The organism is Mycobacterium shinjukuense (genome assembly GCF_010730055.1).
GTDB classification, from domain to species: Bacteria; Actinomycetota; Actinomycetes; order Mycobacteriales; family Mycobacteriaceae; genus Mycobacterium; species Mycobacterium shinjukuense.
This window is the reverse complement of sequence record NZ_AP022575.1, coordinates 2,406,330-2,430,286: the sequence shown is the minus strand read 5'-3', so window position 1 is coordinate 2,430,286 and position 23,957 is coordinate 2,406,330. Positions and strand designations below refer to the sequence as shown.

Here is a 23,957-nt window from a genome sequence, read left to right as displayed (position 1 = left end):
ATGGGCACCGTGCAGGTGATCAACCCGGCGACCGAGGAGCTGCTGCGGTCGGTGGAGCAGGTCGATGCCGCCGCCGTGGACGACGCGGTACCGCGTGCGCGGGCGGCCCAGCGCCGCTGGGCACGGCTGGCGCCGGCGCGGCGGGCGGCCGCACTGCGGGCGTTCGCCGCCGCTGTGGAAGCCCACATCGATGAGCTGGCCGCGCTCGAGGTCGCCAACTGCGGACACCCGATCGCGTCCGCCGAGTGGGAAGCCGGCCATGTCCGCGACGTGTTGACGTTCTACGCCGCCAGCCCGGAACGCTTGTCCGGCAAACAGATTCCCGTCGCCGGTGGGCTCGACGTCACCTTCCACGAACCGATCGGTGTGGTCGGGGTGATCGCGCCGTGGAATTTCCCGATGGTGATCGCGTCCTGGGGGATCGCGCCCGCGCTGGCCGCCGGCAACGCGGTGCTGGTCAAACCCGCCGAACCGACGCCGCTCACCACGATCCGGCTGGGTGAGCTGGCCGCGCAGGCCGGTCTGGACGAGGACCTGCTGCAGGTGCTGCCGGGACGGGGCTCGGTGGTCGGCGAACGCCTCGTCAGCCATCCGGACGTCGGCAAGATCGTGTTCACCGGGTCCACCCAGGTCGGTAAGCGGGTGATGGCCGGTGCGGCGGCCCAGGTCAAACGGGTGACGCTGGAGCTCGGCGGCAAAAGCGCAAACATCATCTTCGAGGACTGCGACCTGGAACGAGCGGCGGCCACCGCGCCGGCCGGGGTGTTCGACAACGCCGGGCAGGACTGTTGTGCCCGCAGCCGGATCCTGGTGCAGCGCAGCGTCTACCACCGGTTCATGGAGCTGCTCGAACCTGCGGTTCGCGGCGTCGTCGTCGGGGACCCGCGATCCCGCGACACCGAGATGGGTCCGCTGATATCGGCCGCTCACCGTGACAAGGTGGCCTCATACGTGCCCGACGACGCCCCCGTCGCGTTTCGCGGCACCGCACCGTCTGGACGTGGATTCTGGTTTCCTCCAACGGTTCTCACTCCAAAGCGCACCGACCGAACCGTTACCGAGGAGATCTTCGGTCCGGTGGTCACGGTGCTGCCGTTCGACGACGAGGCGGACGCCATCGCGTTGGCCAACGACACCCCCTACGGGCTGTCCGGATCGATCTGGACCGACGATTTGTCCCGCGCGCTGCGGGTGTCCCGGGCGGTCGAGTCCGGCAATCTTTCGGTGAATTCGCATTCGTCGGTGCGCTACCACACCCCGTTCGGCGGGTTCAAGCAGTCGGGCCTGGGTCGCGAGCTCGGGCCGGGCGCGCCGCTGCAATTTACCGAAACCAAGAACGTGTTCATCGCCATCTCGGAGGAGGGCTAGTGGCTGCGGTCGATCTCACCCGACGGCTGGCGGGCCGGGTGGCGGTCATCACCGGCGGCGGCAGCGGCATCGGCCTGGCCGCGGCCCGGCGGATGCGCGCCGAGGGCGCGCGGATCGTCGTCGCCGACATCGACGACGAGGCCGGCGCGGCGGCCGCCGAAGAGCTGTCCGGTTTGTTTGTGCCCGTGGATGTTTCCGACGAAAACGCGGTCAACGCGCTGTTCGACACCGCGGCGAAGACCTGCGGCTCGGTCGACATTGCGTTCAACAACGCCGGGATCTCCCCGCCCGACGACGACCTGATCGAACACACCGAGCTTGCGGCGTGGCAGCGGGTCCAAGACGTCAACCTGAAGTCGGTGTTCCTGTGCTGCCGGGCGGCGCTGCGGCACATGGTGCCCGCCGGCAAGGGTTCGATCATCAACACCGCGTCGTTCGTGGCGGTCATGGGTTCGGCGACCTCCCAGATCTCCTACACTGCCTCCAAGGGCGGGGTAGTGGCCATGTCGCGCGAACTGGGTGTGCAGTTCGCCCGTCAGGGCATCCGGGTCAACGCGCTATGCCCGGGGCCGGTCAACACCCCACTGCTGCAAGAGCTTTTCGCCAAGGATCCCGAGCGGGCCGCGCGCCGAATGGTGCACGTGCCGTTGGGCCGGTTCGCCGAACCCGACGAAATCGCCGCCGCGGTAGCGTTTTTAGCCAGCGATGATGCATCGTATATCACCGCATCGACGTTCCTGGTCGACGGCGGCATCAGCTCGGCCTACGTGACCCCGCTGTAGCTTGCCGCGATTGTGAACTGCGCGACGCGTTCCCGGCGTGTCGCGTCGTGCATTTCACAGTCGAATCGCCGTCAGCCCCGGAAGACGATCAACGGGATGGCCATCTCGGCGTCGGTGGCCCCGCCGTGAAAACCGATGAGGCGAGCCGTTTCCGGAGGCTCGTGGCCGGTTGCCAGCACCGCCGTCGCGGTGGTGCAGGTGACGACGACGTCACCGATCCGGGGCAGGTGTCGCGGGTGCACTGGCCCGAACACGCCGGTGGCCACGGCCTGCTCGCGACCGCACACGTTGGCCCGGCCGCCAAGCACTTCCCGCCAGGTGGCCAGCACGTCGGAGGCGGCGCCCGGCTCGGTGTGCAGGTAGCGCACCCTCGGCTCGCCGGCGACCACGCGTACCCCTGCCGTCAGCCGCGGGTCGGCGTCGAGGTCGACGCGCGCGTCGTCGGGGACATTGAGGCCGCCGTGATCGGCGGTGATCAGCAGCGCCGCCGACCGCGCCAGCCCCTCGACCAGCCGGGTCAGCAGGGTGTCGACAACCGTTGCCGCGGCGTGCCACTGGCACGACCCGATACCGAACACGTGGGCCGCGGTGTCCAGGTCGGCGATGTAGCCAAAGACCAGTCCGGGCGCCGCGGCCAGCTCGTCGGCCAGCCGCTGGGCGTAGTCCTCGCCCCTGCGCGTCGGGTGAAACTGCGCGCCCCGATAGGCGGCGGCGGTCAACCCGCTGCCGATGAACCATGCCGGCAACACGGCGCGCGCGCTGACCCCGGTGTGCGTCAGCCGCTCGAACCAGGTTGGCAGCGGCTGCCATTGGGCCTGCGGTGGGTCGTCGCGCCACCGGATGTGGTTGAGCACCCGGTTGGTGCCGGGGATGTTGACCGTGAAGCCCAGAATGCCGTGCTCGCCGGGTGTGGCGCCGGTGCCCAACGACACCAGGCTGGTCGGTGTGGTGGACGGGAAGGTGCAGACCAGCTGCCTGAGCCGCCCGGCGTCACCGGTCACGACGGAGGCGAGCAGCGGCGCATCGTCGGCCAATTCCGGTAACAGGTGCCAGCCCATCCCGTCGACGAGCACCACCGCGATCCGATCAACGTCGCCCACCCAATCCGCCAGCGCGAGCCGGTCGACCGCGCCCGGGACCTCGAGCAGCGCGGCCGCCGCGGGCAGCACATCGCAGATCGAGCCGGGCATGACGGCCAGTCTGGCAGCCGAGTCTGGTTCAGCCGTCGGCTGGTCGACCGGAGCGCGCCACCGGCCGGTGCACGCGGCCGAAGTTGTAGTAGGCCGCGCACGCCCCCTCCGGGGACACCATGCACGTCCCGATCGGAGTCTCCGGGGTGCATGCGGTGCCGAAAACCTTGCACTCCCAAGGCTTGAGCACCCCCTTGAGCACTTCACCGCATTGACACGCCTTGGGGTCGGCCACCCGCACGCCGGGCATGGCGAACCGTCGTTCGGCGTCGAAGTCCGCGAAGTCTTCATGCAACCGCAGCGCACTGTGCGCGATGAACCCCAGCCCGCGCCACTCGAAGTGCGGGCGTAACGCGAACACCGTGCCCATCAACGCCAGGGCTGCCGGGTTTCCCCGCTCGGGCACCACCCGCGTGTACTGATTTTCCACTTCGCACCGGCCCTCGCGGATCTGACGCAGCAGCATGGCCACCGCCGCCAGGATGTCCAACGGCTCGAATCCGGACACCACCAACGGTTTCCGGTACACCTCGGACACAAACCGGTACGGTCGGATGCCCACCACGGTGGACACGTGCCCGGGACCGATGAAACCCGACAGTCGCAGGTCCGGTGATTCCAGGATGGCCCTGATCGGCGGCACGATCGTGACGTGGTTGCAGAACACGCTGAAATTGGACAAGCCCAGATCGCGTGCCCGCACCAGCGTCACCGCGGTCGACGGTGCCGTGGTCTCGAAACCGACGGCGAAGAACACCACCTGCCTGCCGGGATTGTCGAGCGCGAGCTTGAGCGCGTCCAGCGGGGAATACACGAACCGCACGTCGGCGCCGCGGGCCTTGGCGTCCAGCAAGCTGCCCGCGGACCCGGGCACCCGCATCATGTCGCCGAAGCAGGTGAAGATCACGCCGGGTTGGCCGGCCAGCCACATGGCGTCGTCGATGCGGCCCATCGGGATCACGCACACCGGACAACCCGGTCCGTGCACCAGTTCGACGTTGCCGGGCAGCAGCCGTTCGATGCCGTGCCGGTAAATGGTGTGGGTGTGCCCGCCGCACACCTCCATGAACTTGACGTGTTCACCCTCGCCGGCCATGTGTTCGATGGCTGCCAGCAGTTTGCGGGCGGCCGTCGGATCGCGGAATTCGTCAACGAATTTCATTGCACATCAAGTTATTTCAGATGAATCGAAGGCCCGCATCTCGGTGGAATACGCGTCGCCGAGCTGTTTGATCGCGGCCAAGGTGAGCAACGCTTCGGTTTCGTCGATCTTGGCCATCGCGAAGCCGACGTGGATCAGCACCCAGTCGCCCGGTTCGGGCATGTCGTCTTCCAGCAGCCGCACGCTGATGGCCCGCCGCACACCGCTGACGTCAACCCTCGCCAAATAGTTTGCCGAATCGGCGATCTCGACGATCCGCCCCGGAATCCCAAGGCACATGGCACCTCCCCTCAGCAGATTCGCGGCAGCGGGTCGCCGACCAGCATGTCGACGATCCGGGTACCGCCGAATCCGGTTCGCAACGCGACGCTTTCGGCCGGCTCGGCCACGATTTCCCCGATCACGGCCGCATCGGCGCCCAGCGGATGCGAGCGCAGCGCGGCCAGCCCGGCCTCGGCCTGCTCCGGCGCGACGACGGCGACGAACTTGCCCTCGTTGGCGACGTAGAGGGGATCGATGCCGAGCAACTCACACGCACCGTTGACCGTCGGCCGCACCGGAAGTCGGGCCTCCTCGAGCAGCACGCCAAGACCGCAGGCCCGGGCCAGTTCGTTGCAGACGGTGCCCACCCCGCCGCGGGTCGCGTCGCGCAGCCAGCGGGTGGATGGGGCGGCCGTCATCAGCCGCTCCACCAGCGGGCTGACCGATGCGGTGTCCGAAGCGATGTCGGCCTCGATGGCCAGGTCGCCGCGGGCGAGCATGACCGCCATGCCGTGGTCGCCCATCGACCCCGACAGCAGCACCCGGTCGCCGGCGCGCACCGATTCGGCCGACAGCTGACGCCCGGCGGGAATGACGCCGACGCCGGCGGTGGCGACGAACATGCCGTCGGCCGCACCCTTGGGCACCACCTTGGTGTCGCCGGTGACGATCTGCACACCGGCGGCGGCGGCCGCGGCGGCCATGTCGGCGACGATCTCGCGCAGCTCGGCGATCGGGAAGCCCTCTTCGAGCACGAACGCCGCCGAGAGCCAACACGGCACCGCGCCGGTCATCGCCAGGTCGTTGCAGGTGCCGTGCACGGCGAGGGTGCCGATCGAACCGCCGGGAAAACGTCTGGGCGCCACCACAAAAGAATCGGTGGACAGTGCGATCCGCTCGCCACCGGGCAGGCCCAGGACCGCGCCATCACCGAGCGACTCCAGCATCGGGTTGCAAAACGCCTCCAGGAACACCGCGTCGACCAAGGCCGCCGAGGCTTTACCGCCGGCCCCATGCGCCAGGGTGATGTGGTCGTCGCGCAACCGGGGCCGGCGCCGACGGAACGACTCGATGCGCTCGATCACCTCGCCTTCGGTCAACCGCGGCCCGGACCGCAGGTGGTCGCCGGCCGACGTGCTCATGCCGCCCTGCCTCGGTCGCCGCGTTCGTGCACCAACAACCACAGCCGATATCCCAGCAGCGCTTGCGATTCCTGAATCCGGTGCACGCTTTGGGAACGAACGACCAAGCAGGCGTCCACGTTCGGGTTGTTGGCGAATGCGCCGCCGTCGTATCCGGCGAATCCGATGGTGTAGAGACCACGCCGGCTCGCCTCGGCCAGCGCGGCCAGCAGGTTGGGCGAACTGCCGCTGGTCGACATGGCGATCGCGATGTCGCCGGCCTGGGCGCGGGCGATCAGCTGGCGGGCGAACACCAGCTCGAAGCCGACGTCGTTGCCCAGCGCGGTCAGGATCGCCGGGTCGGCGGTCAACGACCACGCCGGCAGGGGCCTACCGATCGGCGGCCGCGCGAACAGCTGCGCCAAGGTCGTGCAATCGGTGCAGCTGCCGCCGTTTCCGAAGGTGAACATTCTTGCCCCCGAAGCGAATCGGCGCGCCATCTCGGTGGCGGCCCGATCCAGCGGCTCGGCGTTGGCTGCCAGCGTGGCGCGCCGCAGCATCAGGCTTTCGGCCGCTTTGGCCTGCGCGGACGCGGACAAATCGGCCAGCAGCGATTCGGGGTCTGCCTCCCGGGCGTCGAGGAACGGGTACAGAAAGTTGGTCGGCTCGTCGTGCGTCACGTGTCCTCCTCGTCCAGGCGGGCGATCGCCGTGCCGGCGTGCACCAGCACCAGATCCCCGGCCGTGACCGGGCCGACCAGCGTCGTCACCACGTTCTCCATGCCCCGCGCGGTGCGCACCGCGGCCAGCCCGTCGGTCGCGGCGGTGACCACTTCGCCCGGCCGGCCGTCGTCGCCGCAGGTGACACACACCTCGTCGACGCACGTGGGCCGCAGCAGCCCGGGGTGCTCGAAACACACGTGGGTCAGCTCCCACAACAGGTGATAGAACAGCACGAACCCGCCGGCGGCGGGCGCCCGCGGATCGGGGTCGTCCAGCCACAGCACGTGATCGGCCAGGCCCGCGCCGGGCCGTTCACCGCTGCCGATCCAAAGCGTGCTGACGCCCCAGGCCGGGCCGCGGCGCATCACCGCGCGCACCTCGGGATGGTCGGCGCCGGAAACCGCTACCACGACGTCGCCGGGCCGCACCGAAACGCGCACCCGATCCACCAGGTCGGGTCCGGTCAGCGCGACCGCGGGCAGCGCGCGGGTGCCCACAATCACCGGATGCACGAACTCGACCGCGATGTGCTGGGCGTGCGGTTCCCACGACGGCGCGAGGGACCACAGGGTGGCGCCCGCGGCGAACCGCTTGGCCAGCGTGAACGCGGCGGAGGCGAGATCGCGGGCCAGATCGCCGGTCAGCTCGGCACCCAGTCCGCGATCGGTCGCGGTGGGATGTGTCACCGTGGTGCCTCCTGCAGCGCGGTCAGCACGGAGATCGCGGCCTGACCCAGCGCCAGCCCGCCGTCGTTGGGTGGCACGATGTGGTGGGTCAGCACCTCAAACCCCGTCAGCTGCAACCTGGTCCGGCATTCGCGCAGCAACACCGCGTTCTGGAACACCCCGCCGGTAAGCCCCACCAGCCGCACCGGGCCGGCCACCTGGCAAACCACCTCGGTGACGGCGAGCGCGACGGCGTGGTGAAAGGCCGCCGCCAGCACCGCCGGTTGCGCACCGGCCCGCAGCGCCGACACCATCGCCGCGATCATTGGGGCCGCGTCGATGATCCCGCCGGCGCGCACCGGGAGAGGCAGCGGCTCGGGTGCGGCCGGGGCGGATTCGGCCAGGGCCTCGAGTTCGATGGCGGCCTGGCCCTCGTAGTCGATGCGGTGCCGCACCCCCAGCAGGGAGGCGACCGCGTCGAACAGCCGGCCCACGCTCGAACACGGCACGCAGCCGGCGCCACTCTTCAATTGCGAACGGATAACCCGCAATTCGTCGGCACTGGCCGCGGTGACCGGCGCCAGATCCGGGGTCCAGTCGACGCCGGCCGTCCACAGCGCAGACAGCGCCATTCGCCACGGATTGCGCACCGCGGCGTCCCCGCCGGGCAGCGCGAGCGGCAGCAGATGCCCCGCCCGCACGAACCGGTGACTGTCGCGGCCGAGCACGAGAATCTCACCGCCCCAGATCGTCTCGTCGCAGCCGTAGCCGGTGCCGTCGAACGAGACGCCGACAACCGGTTCACCGATGCGACCGTGCTCGGCCAGCAGCGACACCACGTGCGCGTGGTGGTGCTGAACCAGATCCAGCGGGCGATCGCCGGCATGACGCTCCGCCCAACTGCGGGTGTGATACCCCGGATGGCGATCTGCGGCCAACCGCACCGGCTCGCCCCGTATTTCGCTGAGCTGGCCCACCGCCCGCTCGAACGCGCGCAGCGCCTCCCAGCTGGCCAGGTCGCCGATGTGCCCGGACAGGTACGCGCGTGAACCGTCGGTGAGGCAGATCGTGTTCTTCAGCTCCCCACCCACGGCCAGCACGGCGGGGGCGGTCGGCCCCGCAAGCCCCAAGTCCACCGGCAGCGGCGCATACCCGCGGGACCGGCGGATCGGCAGCTGTCGGCCGTCGATCGCCCGCACCACCGAGTCGTCACAGGGCACGTGAATCGGGCGGTCGTGGTCGAGGACGGCATCGCACAGCGCCGCAAGTCGTTTGGCGGCATCGTCGGCGGTGAAGCAGATGGGCTCGTCGGACCGGTTGGCGCTGGTCAGCACCAACGCCTGGGGAACCCGCCGGTCGGCGCCGGGCACCGGGGCCAGCAACAGGTGGTGAACGGGGGAGTACGGCAGCATCAGCCCCAGCAGCGGGCTGCCGGGCGCAACCGACTCGGCGACCGGCGCATCGGGCCGTCGGCGCAGCAGCACGATGGGCCGGGCCGGACCGGCCAACACCGCGGCCTCGGCATCGTCGACGTGGACGTACCGGCGTGCGACGTCGAGGTCAGCAACCAGCACGGCGAAAGGCTTGGCGCCGCGCGCCTTTCGCGTCCGCAGCGCGGTGACCACCGCGTCGTCGTCGACGGCGCAGGCCAGGTGGTAGCCGCCGATCCCCTTGATCGCCACCACCGCGCCGGTCGCCAGCGCCCGCTGGGCGGCCGCCAGCGCGGCATCGGATCCGTCGACCCGCCCGGCTGCCGACCGAAACCACAGCGACGGCCCGCAGTCCGGGCAGGCGATCGGCTGGGCGTGGAATCGGCGGTCGGCCGGATCGTGGTACTCGGCGGCGCAGCGCCCGCACATGGGGAAGGCCGACATGGTGGTGGCCTGACGGTCATAGGGCAGCGCGCGGATGATGGTGAACCGCGGGCCGCAGTTGGTGCAGGTCACGAACGGGTGGCGGTACCGCCGGTCGCGCGGGTCGAACAGCTCGGCGACGCAGTCGTCGCATGTCGCGATGTCGGGCGGAATCGGGGTGGTCGCACCGGGCGCGGTGTGACTGGCGACGATCCGGAACTGGCGTGCGCGCGCGGCCTGCGCCGCGGTAGCGACACTGTGCACGGCGTCGATCCTCGCCAGCGGCGGCGCCTCGGCGCGCAGCCGTCGGGCGAACTCGTCCACCCGGGCGCGGTCGCCTTGTACCTCGAGGAAGACCGCGCCGGAATCGTTGCCGACGAATCCGGCCAGCCCCAGCTGACTGGCGACGCGGTGCACGAACGGGCGGAACCCGACCCCCTGGACGACACCGGTCACGGTGAAACGCCGCCGAACCTCGCCGGACGGCAGCGTAGCGGCGTTGGTGGCCCCGCCGCCCATCGCCTCAAGGCCGGCCATCGCCTGCTGGGCCATCCCGATCACTTACCTCGCAGCTCATGGCGCCGACCGGCCCTGCGCGAACCGGCGCAGCCAGCCGAACCAGGCGGCCATGCCCGCACCGGTGCGGGCGCTGATCGGCAGGATCGTCGCGGTGGCGTTGACCTGGCGGACGTGGGCGATATACGCGTCGACGTCGGCGTCCAGGTAGGGCACCAGGTCGATCTTGTTGAGCAGCACCACATCCACCGCACGAAACATCACCGGGTATTTCAACGGCTTGTCCTCGCCCTCGGTGACGGAGTAGACCATGGCCTTGGCATGCTCGCCGACGTCGAACTCCGCCGGGCACACCAGATTGCCGACGTTTTCGATGATCACCAGGTCCAGGCTTGGCAGGTCCAGGCCGGGGAGCGCGCGGTTGACCATCGGCGCGTCGAGGTGGCATTCGCCGCCAAACCCGTTGCTGGTGTTGAGCAGCGACACCTGGGCGCCGCGACCGCTGAGCTTGGCGGCGTCCAGATCGGTGGCGATGTCGCCCTCGATGACCCCGATCGCGAACTCGCCGGCGAGCTCGTCGAGTGTGGCCTGCAGGATCGTCGTCTTCCCCGATCCGGGTGAGCTCATCAGGTTGAGCGCGCGGATGCCGTTGCCGTCGAATGCCGCCCGGTTGATGTGGGCTCGGGTGTCGTTTTCGGCGAAGATGTCCTCGAGCACGTCGATGCGCTGGCGACCGGTCTGGTAGCCGTCGTGATCCCCGTGGTCGTGCTCATGGGCGTGCACCGTGCCGTCATCGTGCCGATGAAATCTACTCACCCTGAACACCTTTCACGAAACGTCCAACGACGTCACCAAGAATTCGTTGCCGCGCAGCACGTCGACGTCGGCGCTGGCACAGTCGGGACACCGGATCGGCCAGGCCGAGGTGATCTCCGACCGATAGCCGCACGCGCGGCAGCGCGCTTCGGCTTCGACGCATTCGAGTTCCAGCTCGGCGTCGGGCATGTCCTGCCAGTCGCGGACGAGTGTCCAACAGAACGCCAGCGACTCCGGAACCACCTGACGCAGCGCGCCGACCCGGACGCGGACCACGTCGACGTGACGGCCGTCGGCGTGTGTCTTGACCACACCGGCGATCGCTTCGCACAGCGACAGCTCATGCACCGTCGGGACAACGCGCTGGGAGACCCATGAGCACTGTTGTACACCGTCGAGCCGCCACGGAGCCATCCCGGCGCGAGACGTCTTGCGCGCGGGCGCCGTGCGGGCGATGCTGTCCGGCTGACCGCTCCTCGCTGATGACCCTGGCCGTGGACAAGACCGCGGGCAAGGAGGCGGCGTGGGGCGCCAACGACACCGGGCGCGCAACCACGCAGCGGGGCATGAAGCGCCGGGCATCCACCTCGACCCGCCCGCGGCGCTCACAGCGCCTCTGCGGCGCCTGCCCGATGGCGCTGCGCATCACCACCGCCGTGGTGGCGAAGGCCCACCGTGCGGCCACCATGCCCCTGGTCGGGGACACGGCGGCCGCCGAGCAGCTCGGCGCTGCCGATCACAAATGCGACGGCCACCGAAAGTCCGGTGATGGTGATGTTGTAGTAGATCCGGCGCACCGGGCTGGAAAACGCCCAGCCGTCCGCACAATTCATGAACGAGCCGTCGATGGTGTCCAGCAGGCACATGCCGGCGGCGAACCGGTCCGGCGATGGCCTTGAGCCCGCACGCCAGCAACACCGCGAGCCCGAGGACCACCGTGGAGTGACCCAGCGAGAAAAAGAAGCCGACGGCAAGCGGGCGATGCCCGTTGCTCATCAGCTTGCGGGTGGTGTTGTCGATGGCCGCGTCGGCACCGATCACTGCAGGCCCAGCAGCGCGTTCTCGACCACCTCGGGCAGCGCCGGATGAATCCAATACTGGCCGCGGGCCATCTCACGAGCGGTCAGCCCGAAGCTCATCGCCTGGATCAACGGCTGGATGAGCGACGACGCCTGGTGGCCCATGATGTGCGCGCCCAGAAGGCGGCCGCCGCCGCGCTCGGCGATCAGCTTGACGATCCCGGTGGTGTCCTCCATCGCCCAGCCGTAGGCGACGTCACCGTAGTCCTGTATCGCGACCGAAATATCGAGTCCCTTTGCGACGGCTTGATTTTCGGTCAGCCCGACGGCAGCGATCGGGGGATCGGTAAACACCGCCGCCGGTACGTAGCGGTGATCGGTGACGGCCATCGACTGGGTGTCGTCCCAGTCGCACAGCAGGTTGTGCTGCACGACACGGGCCTCGTGGTTGGCGACGTGCTTGAGCAAATAGCGCGACGACACATCCCCGAGCGCGAAAACCCCACGCGCGGAAGTCCGTTGGTATTCGTCGACCAGCACCCGGCCGTCCTCGACGTCGATGCCGGCCTGCTCGGCGTCCAGCAGGTCGGCGTTGGACACCCGGCCGGTCGCCACCAGCAGCAGGTCGGCGTTGAGCGTGCAGCCGTCATCGAGCGTCAGCGCCACGCCCGGGCCACGGTTCTCGGCCCGCACCACGTTGCGGTGGGTGCGCAATTCCCATTTGGCCGATGCGATGCGGGTGAACCGTTCACAGATGGTGTCGTCGCAATGTCGCAGCAGGCAGCTGCCCCGGATCAGCAACGTGACCCGCGTTCCGAAGGCGGCGAACACGTGCGCGAATTCCGCTGCGATGAAACCACTTCCGACGATCACCAGATGCTCGGGCAGCTCGGCGATCCGCATGATGGTGTCGCTGGTGTGATACTTGACGCCGGACCGCGCGATGGCCGGCGGAATCACCGGCCGCGAACCCGCGGCGATCACCACCTGTTCGGCGGTGAACTCTTCACCGGCATCGGTGCGCAACAGATAGCGCCCGTCGGGCTGCACCGGCCGGAAGCGGGTGTGCTGGCGGTACACGTCGATGTTGGGCGCGGAGCGTCGATAGTCCTCGCCGCTGAGCGCGATCGGATCGATCCGCCCGAAGACCCGGGACACGACGTCGTCCCAGCGCACCCGGTCGATGTGCGCGTCGACGCCGTACCGAGCCGCGCCCCGCACCGTCTTGGCCACCTCGGCGGCGTAGACGAACATCTTGGTCGGGATGCAGCCGACGTTGAGACAGGTACCGCCGAAGGTGCCCTGTTCGCAGATGGCCACCCGCTTGCTCGCATAGCGGTCATCGACGATGCTGTTGCCCGAGCCGGTGCCGATGATCGCGATGTCGTAGGTTTCCATTTCTGCGGCCCGTCATCCTTCCCGCGATGACGCCGAGGCATCGTTCATCGTGTTCAGGTAGTCGTCCAGCCAGCGGCCCAGGTGGTGGAATGCGATCTGGCGTGGCTGCGGCAGCGACAAGAACACATCGTGTTTTGCGTCTGGGACCACAACGATGGTGGAGCGGTTGCCGATACAGCCGGCCCATCTCGCGATGTGGCTGACGTCCAGCACCGCGTCGCCGCGGTGCAGGGCCGATGGGTCGGCGGTTTCCCGCACGGTGTGATCCGAGCGCAGGATCAGGTTGGGCACGCCGACGTCGAGCCCGCGATGCAGCGTGGCGTGGCCACGGCGAACGGCGTGCAGCCAGCCGAAGGTGACCGGGAAGCCGCCCACCGGCTTCCACTCCAGGTTGTAGTCGAACTCCCCGTCGTAGTCGCGATGCAGGCTGGTGCCGTAGCCTCCGTCAACCGGGCCGCGGACCACGCCCTTGGGGCGCCAACGCGACAGCGCCGCGATCGTGGCCGAGGTCACCCGCAGGCGCAGGATCGCCGGGCCCTGCAGATCCAGGAACGGGCTGTTGAGCACCAAACCCGTCACGCCGGCGCGGGTTGTCGCGCCGCGCCAGCGCAACCGGTCGAGCCAGAGCGCCACGATAAGCCCGCCCGCGGAATGGCCGTACACCAGGACGTTGGCCGAGCGGTTCTGCTCGCGGATGATTGCCAGGGCGTGTTCGAGCTCGACGTCGTAGTGGGTCAGGTCGGTGGTGAAGTGTGGGGTCTGGCCCGGGCGCCGTGAGCGGCCGCACTTGCGCAGATCCAGCCCATAGAAGGCGAAGCCGCGGTCGGCGAAGTGGTCGGCAAGCTCGGTGTGGAAAAAGTAGTCGGTGTAGCCGTGTACCGCCAGGACGGCGTGATCGGCCCCGGTCTCGTTTCCGCGGCGGATCAGGGTTGCGACGATGTCGCCCTCGCCGTCGGGGTCGGGGCCCAGCGGTATCGTGCACTGCCGATAGCCGGGCAGGACATCGGGCACCCAGCCAGTCACGGGGTCAGCTTAAAGCCTCCGCTCAGGGATGGGCGGTGCTGGTGCGCCGGCCCGCCCACCGGGTGCACCGGGGCGCGCCGGCGCCGCCCGCGATACCGGTGGAGCCGCTGGTGCCCGCGGAGTCGACCCGGCGCCGGTGCATCCGCTCAGCCCGCCAGCCGCTGCACACGTCTGAGTCCGCCAGGCCAACGAAACGGTGGGGCCCGGTTCGGCCGGGATAACCTTGGAAACCGGTACAGCGAAGGAAGGACCGCGGTGTCAGAGCCAACCAGGAACGCGGATGTGGTGTTGGTGGGCGCGGGCATCATGAGCGCCACGCTGGGCGCGTTGTTGCGCAGGTTGGAGCCGGACTGGTCGATCATGCTGATCGAACGGCTGGACGCGGTCGCCGCCGAAAGCAGCGGTCCCTGGAACAATGCCGGCACCGGCCACTCCGCGCTGTGCGAACTGAACTACACCCCCGAACTGCCGGACGGCTCGATCGACATCAGCAAGGCGGTGCGCGTCAACGAGGAATTCCAAGTCACCCGCCAGCTCTGGGCGTACGCCGCCGAGAACGGCATGGTGACCGACGTGCGCGGCTTCCTGAACCCGGTGCCGCACGCGAGCTACGTCCGCGGCGCCGAACGCGTGGGCTATTTGCGTCGGCGGCGCGAAGCGCTGGCTCACAATCCGCTGTTTGCTCGAACCGAGTTCATCGACGACCCGGACGAGTTCGCCCGCCGACTGCCGCTCATGGCCGCCGAACGCGACTTCGCCGAGCCGGTGGCGCTCAACTGGGCCGCCGACGGCACCGATGTCGACTTCGGTGCCTTGTCTCGACAACTCATCGGCTATGGCGTGCGCCACGGCACCACCGCGCTGTTCGGTCACGAGGTCCGCGACCTGTCCCGTCGGCCCGACGGCAGTTGGGCGCTGACCGTCAGCAACCGTCGTACCGGCAGGAAGCACAAGGTGAATGCCAAATTCGTGTTCGTCGGGGCCGGCGGTGAGACGCTGCCGCTGCTGCAGAGGTCCGGCATCTCGGAGGTCAAGGGCTTCGCCGGCTTTCCGATCGGCGGCCGGTTTCTGCGCGCCCGCAACCCAGGGCTCACCGCCGGGCATCGGGCCAAGGTGTACGGCGTTCCGTCGCCGGGTGCCCCGCCGTTGGGGGCGCTGCACCTGGATCTGCGGTTCGTCAACGGCAAGTCATGGCTGGTGTTCGGGCCATACGCCAGCTGGTCGCCGAAGTTCCTGAAACACGGTCACGTCAGCGATCTGCTCCGGTCGGTCAAGCCCGATAACCTGCTGTCACTGCTCGGCGTCGGTGTCGCCGAAACAACTCTGCTCAATTACCTGATCGGCCAGCTGCGGCTCTCCAGAGCCGACCGGCTGGACGCGCTGCGCGAATTCGCCCCCAGCGCAGTGGATTCGGACTGGGAGCTGACGGTGGCCGGTCAGCGGGTGCAGGTGATCCGGCGTGACAAGCGCAAGGGTGGGGTGCTCGAATTCGACACCACGATCGTGAGCGCCGCCGACGGCAGCATCGCCGGCCTGCTCGGCGGCTCGCCGGGGGCATCGACCGCGGTGCCGGCCATGCTGGCCGTGCTGGAACGCTGCTTTGCCGGCCGATACCAGTCCTGGCTGCCCGTGCTCAAGGAGATGGTGCCATCACTGGGGGCCACGCTGTCCGATGAACCGGCACTCTTCGACGAAGTGTGGTCCTGGGGCACCAAGGCATTGCAGCTGGCGGAGCGTCGCGGATGACCGAGGCGCTACGCCGTGTCTGGGCCAAAGATCTTGACGCGCAAACACTGTACAAACTGCTCAAGTTGCGGGTGGAGGTGTTTGTGGTCGAGCAGGCGTGCCCGTACCCGGAGCTGGACGGTCGCGACCTGCTCGCCGAGACCCGGCATTTCTGGCTGGAAACACCCGACGGTGAGGTGATCTGCACGCTGCGGCTGATGGAGGAACACGCCGGAGGTGAAAAGGCATTCCGGCTGGGGCGGCTGTGCACCAAGCGCAGCGCGCGCGGCCAGGGCCACACCACCCGGCTGCTGCGCGCCGCCCTGGCCGAAGTGGGTGACTATCCGTGCCGGATCAACGCGCAGACCTATCTCGCGGACATGTACGGCCAGCACGGGTTTGTCCGTGACGGAGACGATTTCCTCGACGACGGTATTCCGCACGTGCCGATGCTGCGGCCCGGCTCGGGTCAGGCGGCCCAGCGGTGAAGCCCCGTTGTCGGGCACCAGCGGCTGCGGCGAGCGGTGCGCGGCCCGGCCGGGCCCCCGTTGTCCCCGCGAGCGCGCGTGTTTGACAGCGACACGCCGCATTGCGCGTCATTTCGCGGACGCTCGCGGATCCGGGGCATCACGGTGACGCGCACGCCGCGGCGCACGCCGTAGCACACCACTGAAGCCCCTTGGTGGCGACCCACGGCGCCCGGCTCCGCCGCGCTTGCGACCGTCACTAAGCTTGGCCGGTGACCGAGAACCCCTATCTGGTCGGACTGCGGCTGGCCGGCAAGAAGGTCGTCGTGGTTGGCGGGGGTACGGTCGCCCAGCGTCGCTTGCCCCTGCTGATCGCCAGCGGCGCGGACGTGCACGTCATCGCCCGTACCGTCACCCCGGCCGTCGAGGCGATGCAACACCTCACCCTGGCGCTGCGCGACTATCGTGACGGTGACCTCGACGGCGCCTGGTATGCGATCGCGGCCACCGACGACGCTCAGGTGAACGTGGCCGTCGTCGCCGAGGCCGAGCGCCGCCGCATCTTCTGCGTCCGCGCCGACGTGGCCGTCGAGGGAACCGCCGTCACCCCGGCAACGTTCGGCTACGCCGGGCTGTCGGTGGGGGTGTTGGCCGGCGGTGAGCACCGCCGGTCCGCGGCGATCCGCTCAGCCATCCGGGAAGCGTTGCAGCAAGGTCTGATCGCTGCCGACATCACCGAGAACTCCGACGTCGTGCGCGGCGGCGTGGCGCTGGTGGGCGGCGGCCCCGGCGACCCCGAACTGATCACCGTCCGCGGCCGCCGGCTGCTCGCCCAGGCCGACGTCGTGGTCGCCGACCGGCTCGCGCCGCCGGAATTGCTCGCCGAGTTGCCGCCCCAGGTGGAAGTCATCGACGCCGCCAAGATCCCCTACGGCCGCGCCATGGCCCAGGACGCGATCAACGCCGTCATGATCGAGCGCGCCAGGGCCGGGAAGTTTGTCGTCCGCCTCAAAGGGGGAGACCCCTTCGTGTTCGCCCGGGGTTATGAGGAGCTGTTGGCATGCGCCGACGCCGGAATTCCGGTGACCGTGGTGCCGGGTGTGACCAGCGCCATAGCCGTGCCCGCGTTGGCGGGTGTTCCGGTCACCCATCGGGCCACGAATCACGAATTTGTGGTGGTCAGCGGCCATGTCCCGCCCGATCACCCCGAATCGTTAGTGAATTGGAATGCACTCGCAGCACTGTCGGGCACCATTGTTTTGCTGATGGCGGTCGAACGCATCGAACTTTTCGTCGACGTCCTGCTGAAAGGCGGCCGACCTGCGAATACTCCGGTGCTGGTGGTGCAGCACGGAACGACGGCCGCGCAGCGGACGTTGCGGGCCACCCTCGCCGACACGCCGGAGAAGGTCCGTTCGGAGGGGATTCGACCTCCCGCGATCGTCGTCATCGGGGCCGTAGCAGGCCTGAGCGAGGCTCGGGGTTTAAACAATTCTTAAGAATACTGTAAGGTAGCCCGCTATGACGGCTCTCAACGACACAGAGCGGGCAGTGCGCGACTGGACGTCCGAACGCCCGCACGGTCCGGCCCCGATGCGCCCGACGCGCTCGGTGGAGGCCGCCTCCGAGCGCACGAGCAGGCATTACCCCACCTGGCTGCCGTCTCGCAGCTTCATCGCCGCGGTTATCGCGATCGGCGGGATGCAACTGCTGGCCACCATGGACAGCACGGTCGCCATTGTCGCGCTTCCTAAGATTCAGAACGAGTTGAGCCTGTCCGATGCCGGCCGTAGCTGGGTAATAACGGCCTACGTGCTGACGTTCGGCGGGTTGATGCTGCTCGGCGGCCGGCTCGGCGACACCATCGGGCGCAAGCGCACCTTCATCGTCGGCGTCGCGTTGTTCACCATTTCCTCGGTGCTGTGCGCGGTTGCCTGGGACGAAGCGACCATGGTCATCGCACGGCTATCCCAGGGGGTGGGGTCGGCCATCGCCTCGCCCACCGGATTGGCCTTGGTCGCGACCACGTTCCCCAAGGGGCCGGCGCGTAACGCCGCGACCGCGGTGTTTGCCGCGATGACGGCGATCGGCTCGGTGATGGGCCTGGTGGTCGGCGGAGCGCTGACCGAGGTGTCGTGGCGGTGGGCGTTCCTGGTGAACGTGCCGATCGGGCTGGTGATGATCTACCTGGCCCGCACCGCGCTGCGGGAAACCAGCCGGGAACGGATGAAGCTGGACGCGACCGGGGCCATGTTGGCCACGCTGGCATGCACCGCGGCCGTCTTCGCCTTCTCGATCGGCCCGGAAAGGGGCTGGATGTCCGGCATCACCATCGGCTCGGGCCTGGTGGCGCTGGCGGCCGCCATCGCGTTCGTCGTGGTGGAGCGCACCGCCGAAAATCCGGTCGTCCCGTTCCACCTGTTCCGCGACCGCAACCGGCTGGTCACCTTCAACGCGATCCTGTTGGCCGGCGGCGTGATGTTCAGCCTGACCGTCTGCATCGGCCTGTACGTGCAGGACATCCTGGGCTACAGCGCGCTGCGCGCGGGCGTTGGCTTTATCCCGTTCGTCATCGCAATGGGCATCGGCCTGGGCGTGTCCTCACAGCTGGTGTCACGGTTTTCGCCGCGGGTGTTGACCATCGGCGGTGGCTGGCTGCTGCTGGGCGCCATGCTGTACGGCTCGGTATGCATGCACCGCGGGGTGCCCTACTTTCCCAACCTGGTCGTGCCCATCGTCGTCGGCGGCATCGGCATCGGCATGGTGGTCGTCCCGCTGACGCTGTCGGCGATCGCCGGTGTCGGCTTCGACCAGATCGGCCCGGTGTCGGCGATCGCGCTGATGCTGCAGAGCTTGGGCGGACCGCTGGTGTTGGCCGTGATCCAGGCGGTGATCACCTCGCGCACGTTGTATCTGGGCGGCACCACTGGCCCGGTGAAGTTCATGAACGACTTGCAGTTGCAGGCCCTTGACCACGGCTACACCTACGGCCTGCTGTGGGTGGCCGGAGCGGCCGTCATTGTCGGCTGCGCGGCGCTGTTCATCGGCTACACCCCGGAGCAGGTTGCCCACGCGCAGGAGGTCAAGGAAGCCCTGGACGCCGGCGAGCTGTAAGTCTTCCGCCGAGCTGGGGGCACCTCCCGCTTGCGGGGGAACATAAAAGCCCCCTTTTTCGGGCAGACCTGGGAGCTTTTGCGTCTGCTCGGCGAATTAGGCTTGCCGGCTGTGATCACCCGGATGTCCGAGCTGTTTTTGCGCACCCTGCGCGACGACCCCGCCGACGCCGAGGTGGCCAGCCACAAACTGTTGATCCGGGCCGGATACATCCGACCCGTTGCGCCCGGGCTGTACAGCTGGTTGCCGCTTGGGTTGCGGGTGCTGCGCAACATCGAGCGCGTCATCCGGGACGAGATGAACGCGATCGGCGGGCAGGAGATCCTGTTTCCGGCGCTGCTGCCGCGGGCGCCGTTCGAGACGACGAACCGGTGGACCGAATACGGCGACGGCGTGTTCCGACTCAAGGACCGTCGCGGCAACGACTACCTGCTGGGCCCGACACACGAAGAGCTGTTCACCCTGACCGTGAAGGGCGAATACAACTCCTACAAGGATTTTCCGCTCACGCTGTACCAAATCCAGACCAAGTACCGCGACGAGGCCCGCCCGCGCGCCGCGATCCTGCGCGCCCGGGAGTTTGTCATGAAGGACTCCTACTCCTTCGACGTCGACGCCGCCGGCCTGAAGACGTCCTACCACGCCCACCGGGAGGCCTACCAGCGCATCTTCGATCGGCTGAAGGTGCGCTACGTCATCGTGTCCGCGTTGTCCGGCGCCATGGGCGGCAGCGCCTCCGAAGAGTTCCTGGCCGAGAGCCCGGTCGGTGAGGACACCTTCGTGCGCTGCCTGGAATCGGGCTACGCCGCCAACGTCGAGGCCGTCATCACCGCCCGCCCTGACGCGCTGCCCATCGACGGCCTGCCCGAGGCCGTCGTGCACGACACCGGCGACACCCCGACCATCGCCACCCTGGTGGCCTGGGCCAACAAGGCTGACCTGGGTCGCAGGGTGACCGCCGCGGACACCCTGAAGAACGTCATGCTCAAAGTCCGCCAGCCCGGTGGTGACTGGGAGCTGCTGGCCGTCGGCGTGCCCGGCGACCGCGAGGTCGATGACAAGCGGCTGGCGGCGGCGCTGGAGCCGGCCGAGTACACGCTTCTCGACGACGACGACTTCGCCAAATACCCTTTCCTGGTCAAGGGTTATATCGGACCGAAAGCATTGCGGGACAACAATATTCGCTATCTCGTCGACCCGCGGATAGTCGACGGCAGCAGCTGGATCACCGGCGCCGACGAGCCCGGCCGGCACGTGGTCGGCCTGGTGGCCGGCCGTGATTTCACCGCCGACGGCACCATCGAGGCCGCCGAGGTGCGCGCCGGGGACCCGTCCCCAGACGGCGCCGGCCCGCTGGTCATGGCCCGCGGTATCGAGATCGGGCACATCTTCTCACTCGGCCGCAAATACACCGACGCCTTCACCGCCGACGTGCTCGGCGAGGACGGCAAGCCGGTGCGGCTGACGATGGGCTCCTACGGCATCGGGGTGTCCCGGCTGGTCGCCGTCATCGCCGAACAGCACCACGACGAGCGGGGCCTGCGCTGGCCGTCGGCGGTCGCGCCCTTCGATGTTCACCTGGTGATCGCCACCAAGGATGCCGCGGCTCGCGCCGGGGCCACCGCGCTGGCCGACGAACTGGATCGGTTGGGTGTGCAGGTGTTGCTCGACGACCGGCAGGCGTCGCCCGGGGTCAAGTTCAACGACGCTGAGCTGCTGGGCATGCCCTGGATCGTGGTGGTGGGGCGGGGGTGGGCCGAAGGGATGGTCGAGCTTCGTGACCGCTTCAGTGGTCAGACCCGAGAGCTGGCCGTGGGCGCCGCGCTGGCCTCGGACATCGCCACGGCCCTCAGCGAGCGAAGTTAGCGATTCGTCCTATTCGTCGCTATTCGTCGCCGCCCGGGAAGGGCGCGGTGATGGGCCAGGCGCCCAGCACCTTGCTCCATCGGGCCGCCATGACGGCACTTTGGGTCAGCGCCGTCGCGGCGAAGGCGCGGTCCTCGGCGCTGTTGGCGCGTTCGACCACCGCGCGCCACGCCGTTGCGCCGTCGTTTTCCATCCGCGCGGCCAGCCGGGCGGCATCGGCCGGGCTGGCGACCAGCATGGGCAGTTGGTAACCGGCGGCCGCGACCGGGGCGGTGACCTGGCGGGCGGCCAGCATCGCGATGACATCGTCGCGGCGCTGGCGGTGTTGGTTCAACGCTTCCACCACCAAGTCGTTGACGCTGGGTGGCGATAACGCCGACACGATGCCGTAGCCGTAGATGGTCGCGTGTTCGACGGCAAGCGCGTCGCTGAGCGCCGCGGTGTCGGAATCCTTCCCGGCGGGGGAGCGCTTCGGGCCGCCACCCAATGCGGGTTCAAACGAGGTCATATCGACGGCCCCCCGGGCACCAGCGCAACCGTGTAGGACGCGGTGCAGGAAGCCGCGATGGAGGCCAGCAGCCCGGCCCGATAGCCCGACGAGGTGGCCACCAGGCGACTGGCGCTTTCCGCCGACGCCCGCAACGCGTCGATCACCTCGGGTAGCGGCGGTGGCGGCGTTGCCGCGGGTTCGGCCGGGTTGGGGCTAGAGCTGACCGTGTCGCTGGTCGCGGATACCAGCTTGCCCGCGGCCCGGGCGATCTCGGTGGCCAGCGCTCGGGCATGCGCGGCGCGTTGGCTGGCGACCACGGTGAGGGCGGCGGCGATCTGCGGGGGGCTGCCGACGGCCCCGGCGGCCGCCGACGCCAGCGCGCTGTCGCGTCGGGCCTGCTCCAACGGCCCTTGTAACTCTTCCACCGCGGGCTGCTTGGGTGTCGACTCGCCGCAGGCGGTAACGACCACCCCGAGGGCGGCAAGAGCGGCACCGCCGGCGAGCACACCCCGCCTGGTGATGACGGGTACTGCTCTGGGCACAGCAACATCCTGCCATCAGGAAACACCACCACGACGGTGGGCACGATGCGGCCGGCCCCACGATCGCGCTGTCTTCGGCAGTTCCTGGCGTATCGTTGATAGCTGGGACTCGCGGAGCGCCGGCGGTTGTGCGCCGGAAGGACGCGGGAGCCGCCGTGGCGGTGACATCCCCAGTGACCGGACAACTCAAGATGAGGAGCTCGCCGTGGCCACCGGGCTACCTTCACAGACGCAGGTGATCGAGCTACTCGGTGGGGAGTTCGCGCGTGCCGGCTACGAGATCGAAGACGTGGTCATCGACACTCGGGCCCGCCCGCCGCGCATCACGGTGATCGCCGACGGCGACACCGCCCTCGACTTGGACGCGATAACCGCATTGTCGCGTTCGGCGTCGGCTTTGCTGGACGGCCTGGACACCATTCGCGAGCGCTACGTGCTCGAGGTCAGTTCCCCCGGGGTGGAACGGCCCCTGACCAAGGCAAAGCACTTCCGCCGCGCGCGCGGGCGCAAGGTCGAACTGGCGCTGCGGGACGGATCGCAACTGACCGGCCGAATCGGCGAGACGCGCGCTGACACCGTGGCGCTGGTCGTCCGCCAGGGTGGGCGCTGGGCGGTGCGCCGGATCCCGCTAGTGGACATCGTGAAAGCTGTTGTCCAGGTTGAGTTTTCGTCGCCAGCCCAATCCGAGCTGGAACTGGCGGAATCAACCGAGATGGGTCGGGCCGGTGGGACGGAGGCCGGAGCATGAACATCGACATGGCCGCACTGCACGCGATCGAGGTGGACCGGGGCATCTCGGTCAACGAATTGCTCGAAACGATCAAATCGGCGCTGCTCACCGCGTATCGGCATACCCAAGGCCACCACGCGGACGCCCGCATCGAGATCGACCGCAAGACCGGGGTCGTCCGGGTGATCGCCCGCGAGACCGATGACGACGGCAATCTCCTCAGGGAATGGGATGACACCCCGGAAGGCTTTGGCCGGATCGCCGCCACCACCGCCCGCCAGGTCATGCTGCAGCGCTTCCGGGACGCCGAGAACGAGCGCACCTACGGCGAGTTCTCCACCCGCGAGGGGGAGATCGTCGCCGGGGTGATCCAGCGCGACAGCCGGGCCAACGCCCGCGGTTTGGTCGTCGTCCGGATAGGCACCGAGACCAAAGCCTCCGAGGGTGTGATCCCGGCGGCCGAGCAGGTGCCCGGGGAAAACTACGAGCACGGCAACCGGCTGCGCTGCTATGTGGTCGGGGTGAGCCGCGGCGCCCGCGAGCCGCTGATCACGTTGTCCCGCACCCATCCCAACCTGGTGCGCAAGCTGTTCTCGTTGGAGGTCCCCGAGATCGCCGACGGCTCGGTGGAGATCGTCGCGGTGGCCCGGGAGGCCGGCCATCGCTCCAAGATCGCGGTGCGGTCCAACGTTCCCGGTCTGAACGCCAAGGGTGCCTGCATCGGTCCGATGGGGCAACGGGTCCGCAATGTGATGAGCGAGCTGTCCGGTGAGAAGATCGACATCATCGATTACGACGAGGATCCGGCGCGTTTCGTGGCCAATGCGTTGTCGCCGGCCAAGGTGGTCTCGGTGTCGGTGGTCGACCAGACCACCCGGGCCGCCCGCGTGGTGGTGCCCGATTTCCAGCTGTCGCTGGCGATCGGCAAGGAGGGCCAGAACGCGAGGCTGGCGGCCCGGCTCACCGGATGGCGTATCGACATCCGCGGTGACTCGCCGGGACATCCGGCGGGCCAGCCAGAACACGGTGCCAGCCGCGGGATGGCGCACGAGCGCTAGCGGGTGGCCTCAGCTTTTGGGGCTAGCCGGGACCAACAGGGAGGTGTGGGCGCCATCCAACCCGGGTCG

Annotated in this window: 22 protein-coding genes and 1 pseudogene; 9 read left to right on the top strand and 14 right to left on the bottom strand. The window is 68.9% G+C overall.

What is annotated here, in order from left to right; genetic code table 11:
- Positions 1–1,368, top strand: a complete 1,368-nt coding sequence (locus tag G6N20_RS10900; RefSeq protein WP_083046213.1) for an aldehyde dehydrogenase family protein — start codon at positions 1–3, stop codon at positions 1,366–1,368.
- Entirely contained in the window at positions 1,368–2,150 is a 783-nt protein-coding gene (locus G6N20_RS10895) for a 3-oxoacyl-ACP reductase (protein WP_083046214.1), read from the top strand. Before G6N20_RS10900 ends, G6N20_RS10895 begins: the two co-directional genes overlap by 1 nt.
- Positions 2,151–2,221: 71 nt before the next feature.
- Here G6N20_RS10895 and G6N20_RS10890 read toward each other — a convergent pair whose 3' ends face one another.
- The 12 genes and pseudogenes from G6N20_RS10890 to G6N20_RS10835 form a co-directional block, all read right to left on the bottom strand.
- A complete protein-coding gene (locus G6N20_RS10890; protein WP_083046215.1) occupies positions 2,222–3,340 on the bottom strand; it encodes an alkaline phosphatase family protein in 1,119 nt (372 codons plus the stop codon).
- A gap of 28 nt (positions 3,341–3,368) precedes the next feature.
- Positions 3,369–4,502: a hydrogenase formation protein HypD gene (hypD, locus tag G6N20_RS10885; RefSeq protein WP_083046216.1), complete on the bottom strand. Its 1,134-nt coding sequence runs from the start codon at positions 4,500–4,502 to the stop codon at positions 3,369–3,371.
- Between the two features lie 6 nt (positions 4,503–4,508).
- Complete coding sequence (locus G6N20_RS10880) at positions 4,509–4,781, bottom strand: HypC/HybG/HupF family hydrogenase formation chaperone (protein ID WP_083046217.1); 273 nt, start codon at positions 4,779–4,781, stop codon at positions 4,509–4,511.
- 11 nt (positions 4,782–4,792) lie between these two features.
- Positions 4,793–5,905: a hydrogenase expression/formation protein HypE gene (hypE, locus tag G6N20_RS10875; protein WP_083046218.1), complete on the bottom strand. Its 1,113-nt coding sequence runs from the start codon at positions 5,903–5,905 to the stop codon at positions 4,793–4,795.
- Positions 5,902–6,564 carry a D-sedoheptulose-7-phosphate isomerase gene (locus G6N20_RS10870; RefSeq protein WP_083046219.1) on the bottom strand — a complete coding sequence of 221 codons (663 nt, stop codon included), beginning with the start codon at positions 6,562–6,564 and terminating at the stop codon, positions 5,902–5,904. The genes hypE and G6N20_RS10870 overlap by 4 nt, the downstream gene beginning before the upstream one ends.
- Entirely contained in the window at positions 6,561–7,292 is a 732-nt protein-coding gene (locus G6N20_RS10865; RefSeq protein WP_083046220.1) for a HypC/HybG/HupF family hydrogenase formation chaperone, read from the bottom strand. The genes G6N20_RS10870 and G6N20_RS10865 overlap by 4 nt, the downstream gene beginning before the upstream one ends.
- Entirely contained in the window at positions 7,289–9,643 is a 2,355-nt protein-coding gene (hypF, locus tag G6N20_RS10860) for a carbamoyltransferase HypF (RefSeq protein ID WP_142271854.1), read from the bottom strand. The genes G6N20_RS10865 and hypF overlap by 4 nt, the downstream gene beginning before the upstream one ends.
- A gap of 54 nt (positions 9,644–9,697) precedes the next feature.
- Positions 9,698–10,456 carry a hydrogenase nickel incorporation protein HypB gene (gene hypB / locus G6N20_RS10855; protein WP_083046250.1) on the bottom strand — a complete coding sequence of 253 codons (759 nt, stop codon included), beginning with the start codon at positions 10,454–10,456 and terminating at the stop codon, positions 9,698–9,700.
- A 12-nt stretch (positions 10,457–10,468) separates the two neighbouring features.
- Positions 10,469–10,804, bottom strand: coding sequence for a hydrogenase maturation nickel metallochaperone HypA (locus G6N20_RS10850; protein WP_083046221.1), 336 nt, complete (start codon positions 10,802–10,804; stop codon positions 10,469–10,471).
- A 365-nt stretch (positions 10,805–11,169) separates the two neighbouring features.
- Positions 11,170–11,482: pseudogene (locus G6N20_RS10845) on the bottom strand (HoxN/HupN/NixA family nickel/cobalt transporter); the annotation flags it as partial.
- Positions 11,483–11,493: 11 nt separating this feature from the next.
- Positions 11,494–12,873 (bottom strand): mycothione reductase, encoded by a 1,380-nt coding sequence (gene mtr / locus G6N20_RS10840; RefSeq protein WP_083046222.1) that lies wholly within the window; start codon positions 12,871–12,873, stop codon positions 11,494–11,496.
- A 12-nt stretch (positions 12,874–12,885) separates the two neighbouring features.
- Positions 12,886–13,896: an alpha/beta hydrolase gene (locus G6N20_RS10835; RefSeq protein WP_083046223.1), complete on the bottom strand. Its 1,011-nt coding sequence runs from the start codon at positions 13,894–13,896 to the stop codon at positions 12,886–12,888.
- A 306-nt stretch (positions 13,897–14,202) separates the two neighbouring features.
- On the opposite strand from G6N20_RS10835, the gene mqo reads away from it, so the two are divergent.
- From mqo to G6N20_RS10810, 5 genes are all read left to right on the top strand, one after another.
- Positions 14,203–15,642: a malate dehydrogenase (quinone) gene (gene mqo / locus G6N20_RS10830; RefSeq protein ID WP_408632565.1), complete on the top strand. Its 1,440-nt coding sequence runs from the start codon at positions 14,203–14,205 to the stop codon at positions 15,640–15,642.
- Entirely contained in the window at positions 15,639–16,109 is a 471-nt protein-coding gene (locus tag G6N20_RS10825; protein WP_083046225.1) for a GNAT family N-acetyltransferase, read from the top strand. Before mqo ends, G6N20_RS10825 begins: the two co-directional genes overlap by 4 nt.
- 251 nt (positions 16,110–16,360) lie before the next feature.
- Complete coding sequence (gene cobA, locus G6N20_RS10820) at positions 16,361–17,587, top strand: uroporphyrinogen-III C-methyltransferase (protein WP_083046226.1); 1,227 nt, start codon at positions 16,361–16,363, stop codon at positions 17,585–17,587.
- Positions 17,588–17,609: 22 nt separating this feature from the next.
- The gene (gene efpA / locus G6N20_RS10815; RefSeq protein ID WP_083046227.1) at positions 17,610–19,202 is read left to right on the top strand and encodes a multidrug efflux MFS transporter EfpA; all 1,593 of its coding nucleotides are present in this window, start codon (positions 17,610–17,612) and stop codon (positions 19,200–19,202) included.
- 111 nt (positions 19,203–19,313) lie between these two features.
- Positions 19,314–21,068, top strand: coding sequence for a proline--tRNA ligase (locus G6N20_RS10810; RefSeq protein WP_163662938.1), 1,755 nt, complete (start codon positions 19,314–19,316; stop codon positions 21,066–21,068).
- A 19-nt stretch (positions 21,069–21,087) separates the two neighbouring features.
- On the opposite strand, the gene G6N20_RS10805 is transcribed toward G6N20_RS10810, so the two are convergent.
- Positions 21,088–21,576 carry a ferritin-like domain-containing protein gene (locus G6N20_RS10805; protein ID WP_083052618.1) on the bottom strand — a complete coding sequence of 163 codons (489 nt, stop codon included), beginning with the start codon at positions 21,574–21,576 and terminating at the stop codon, positions 21,088–21,090.
- Positions 21,573–22,100: a hypothetical protein gene (locus G6N20_RS10800; protein ID WP_083052621.1), complete on the bottom strand. Its 528-nt coding sequence runs from the start codon at positions 22,098–22,100 to the stop codon at positions 21,573–21,575. Before G6N20_RS10800 ends, G6N20_RS10805 begins: the two co-directional genes overlap by 4 nt.
- A gap of 205 nt (positions 22,101–22,305) precedes the next feature.
- On the opposite strand from G6N20_RS10800, the gene rimP reads away from it, so the two are divergent.
- Together rimP and nusA are read left to right on the top strand one after the other, a co-directional pair.
- Positions 22,306–22,848 carry a ribosome maturation factor RimP gene (rimP, locus tag G6N20_RS10795; protein ID WP_083052624.1) on the top strand — a complete coding sequence of 181 codons (543 nt, stop codon included), beginning with the start codon at positions 22,306–22,308 and terminating at the stop codon, positions 22,846–22,848.
- Complete coding sequence (gene nusA / locus G6N20_RS10790; protein ID WP_083052627.1) at positions 22,845–23,888, top strand: transcription termination factor NusA; 1,044 nt, start codon at positions 22,845–22,847, stop codon at positions 23,886–23,888. Before rimP ends, nusA begins: the two co-directional genes overlap by 4 nt.
- The last annotated feature ends 69 nt before the right edge of the window (positions 23,889–23,957 follow it).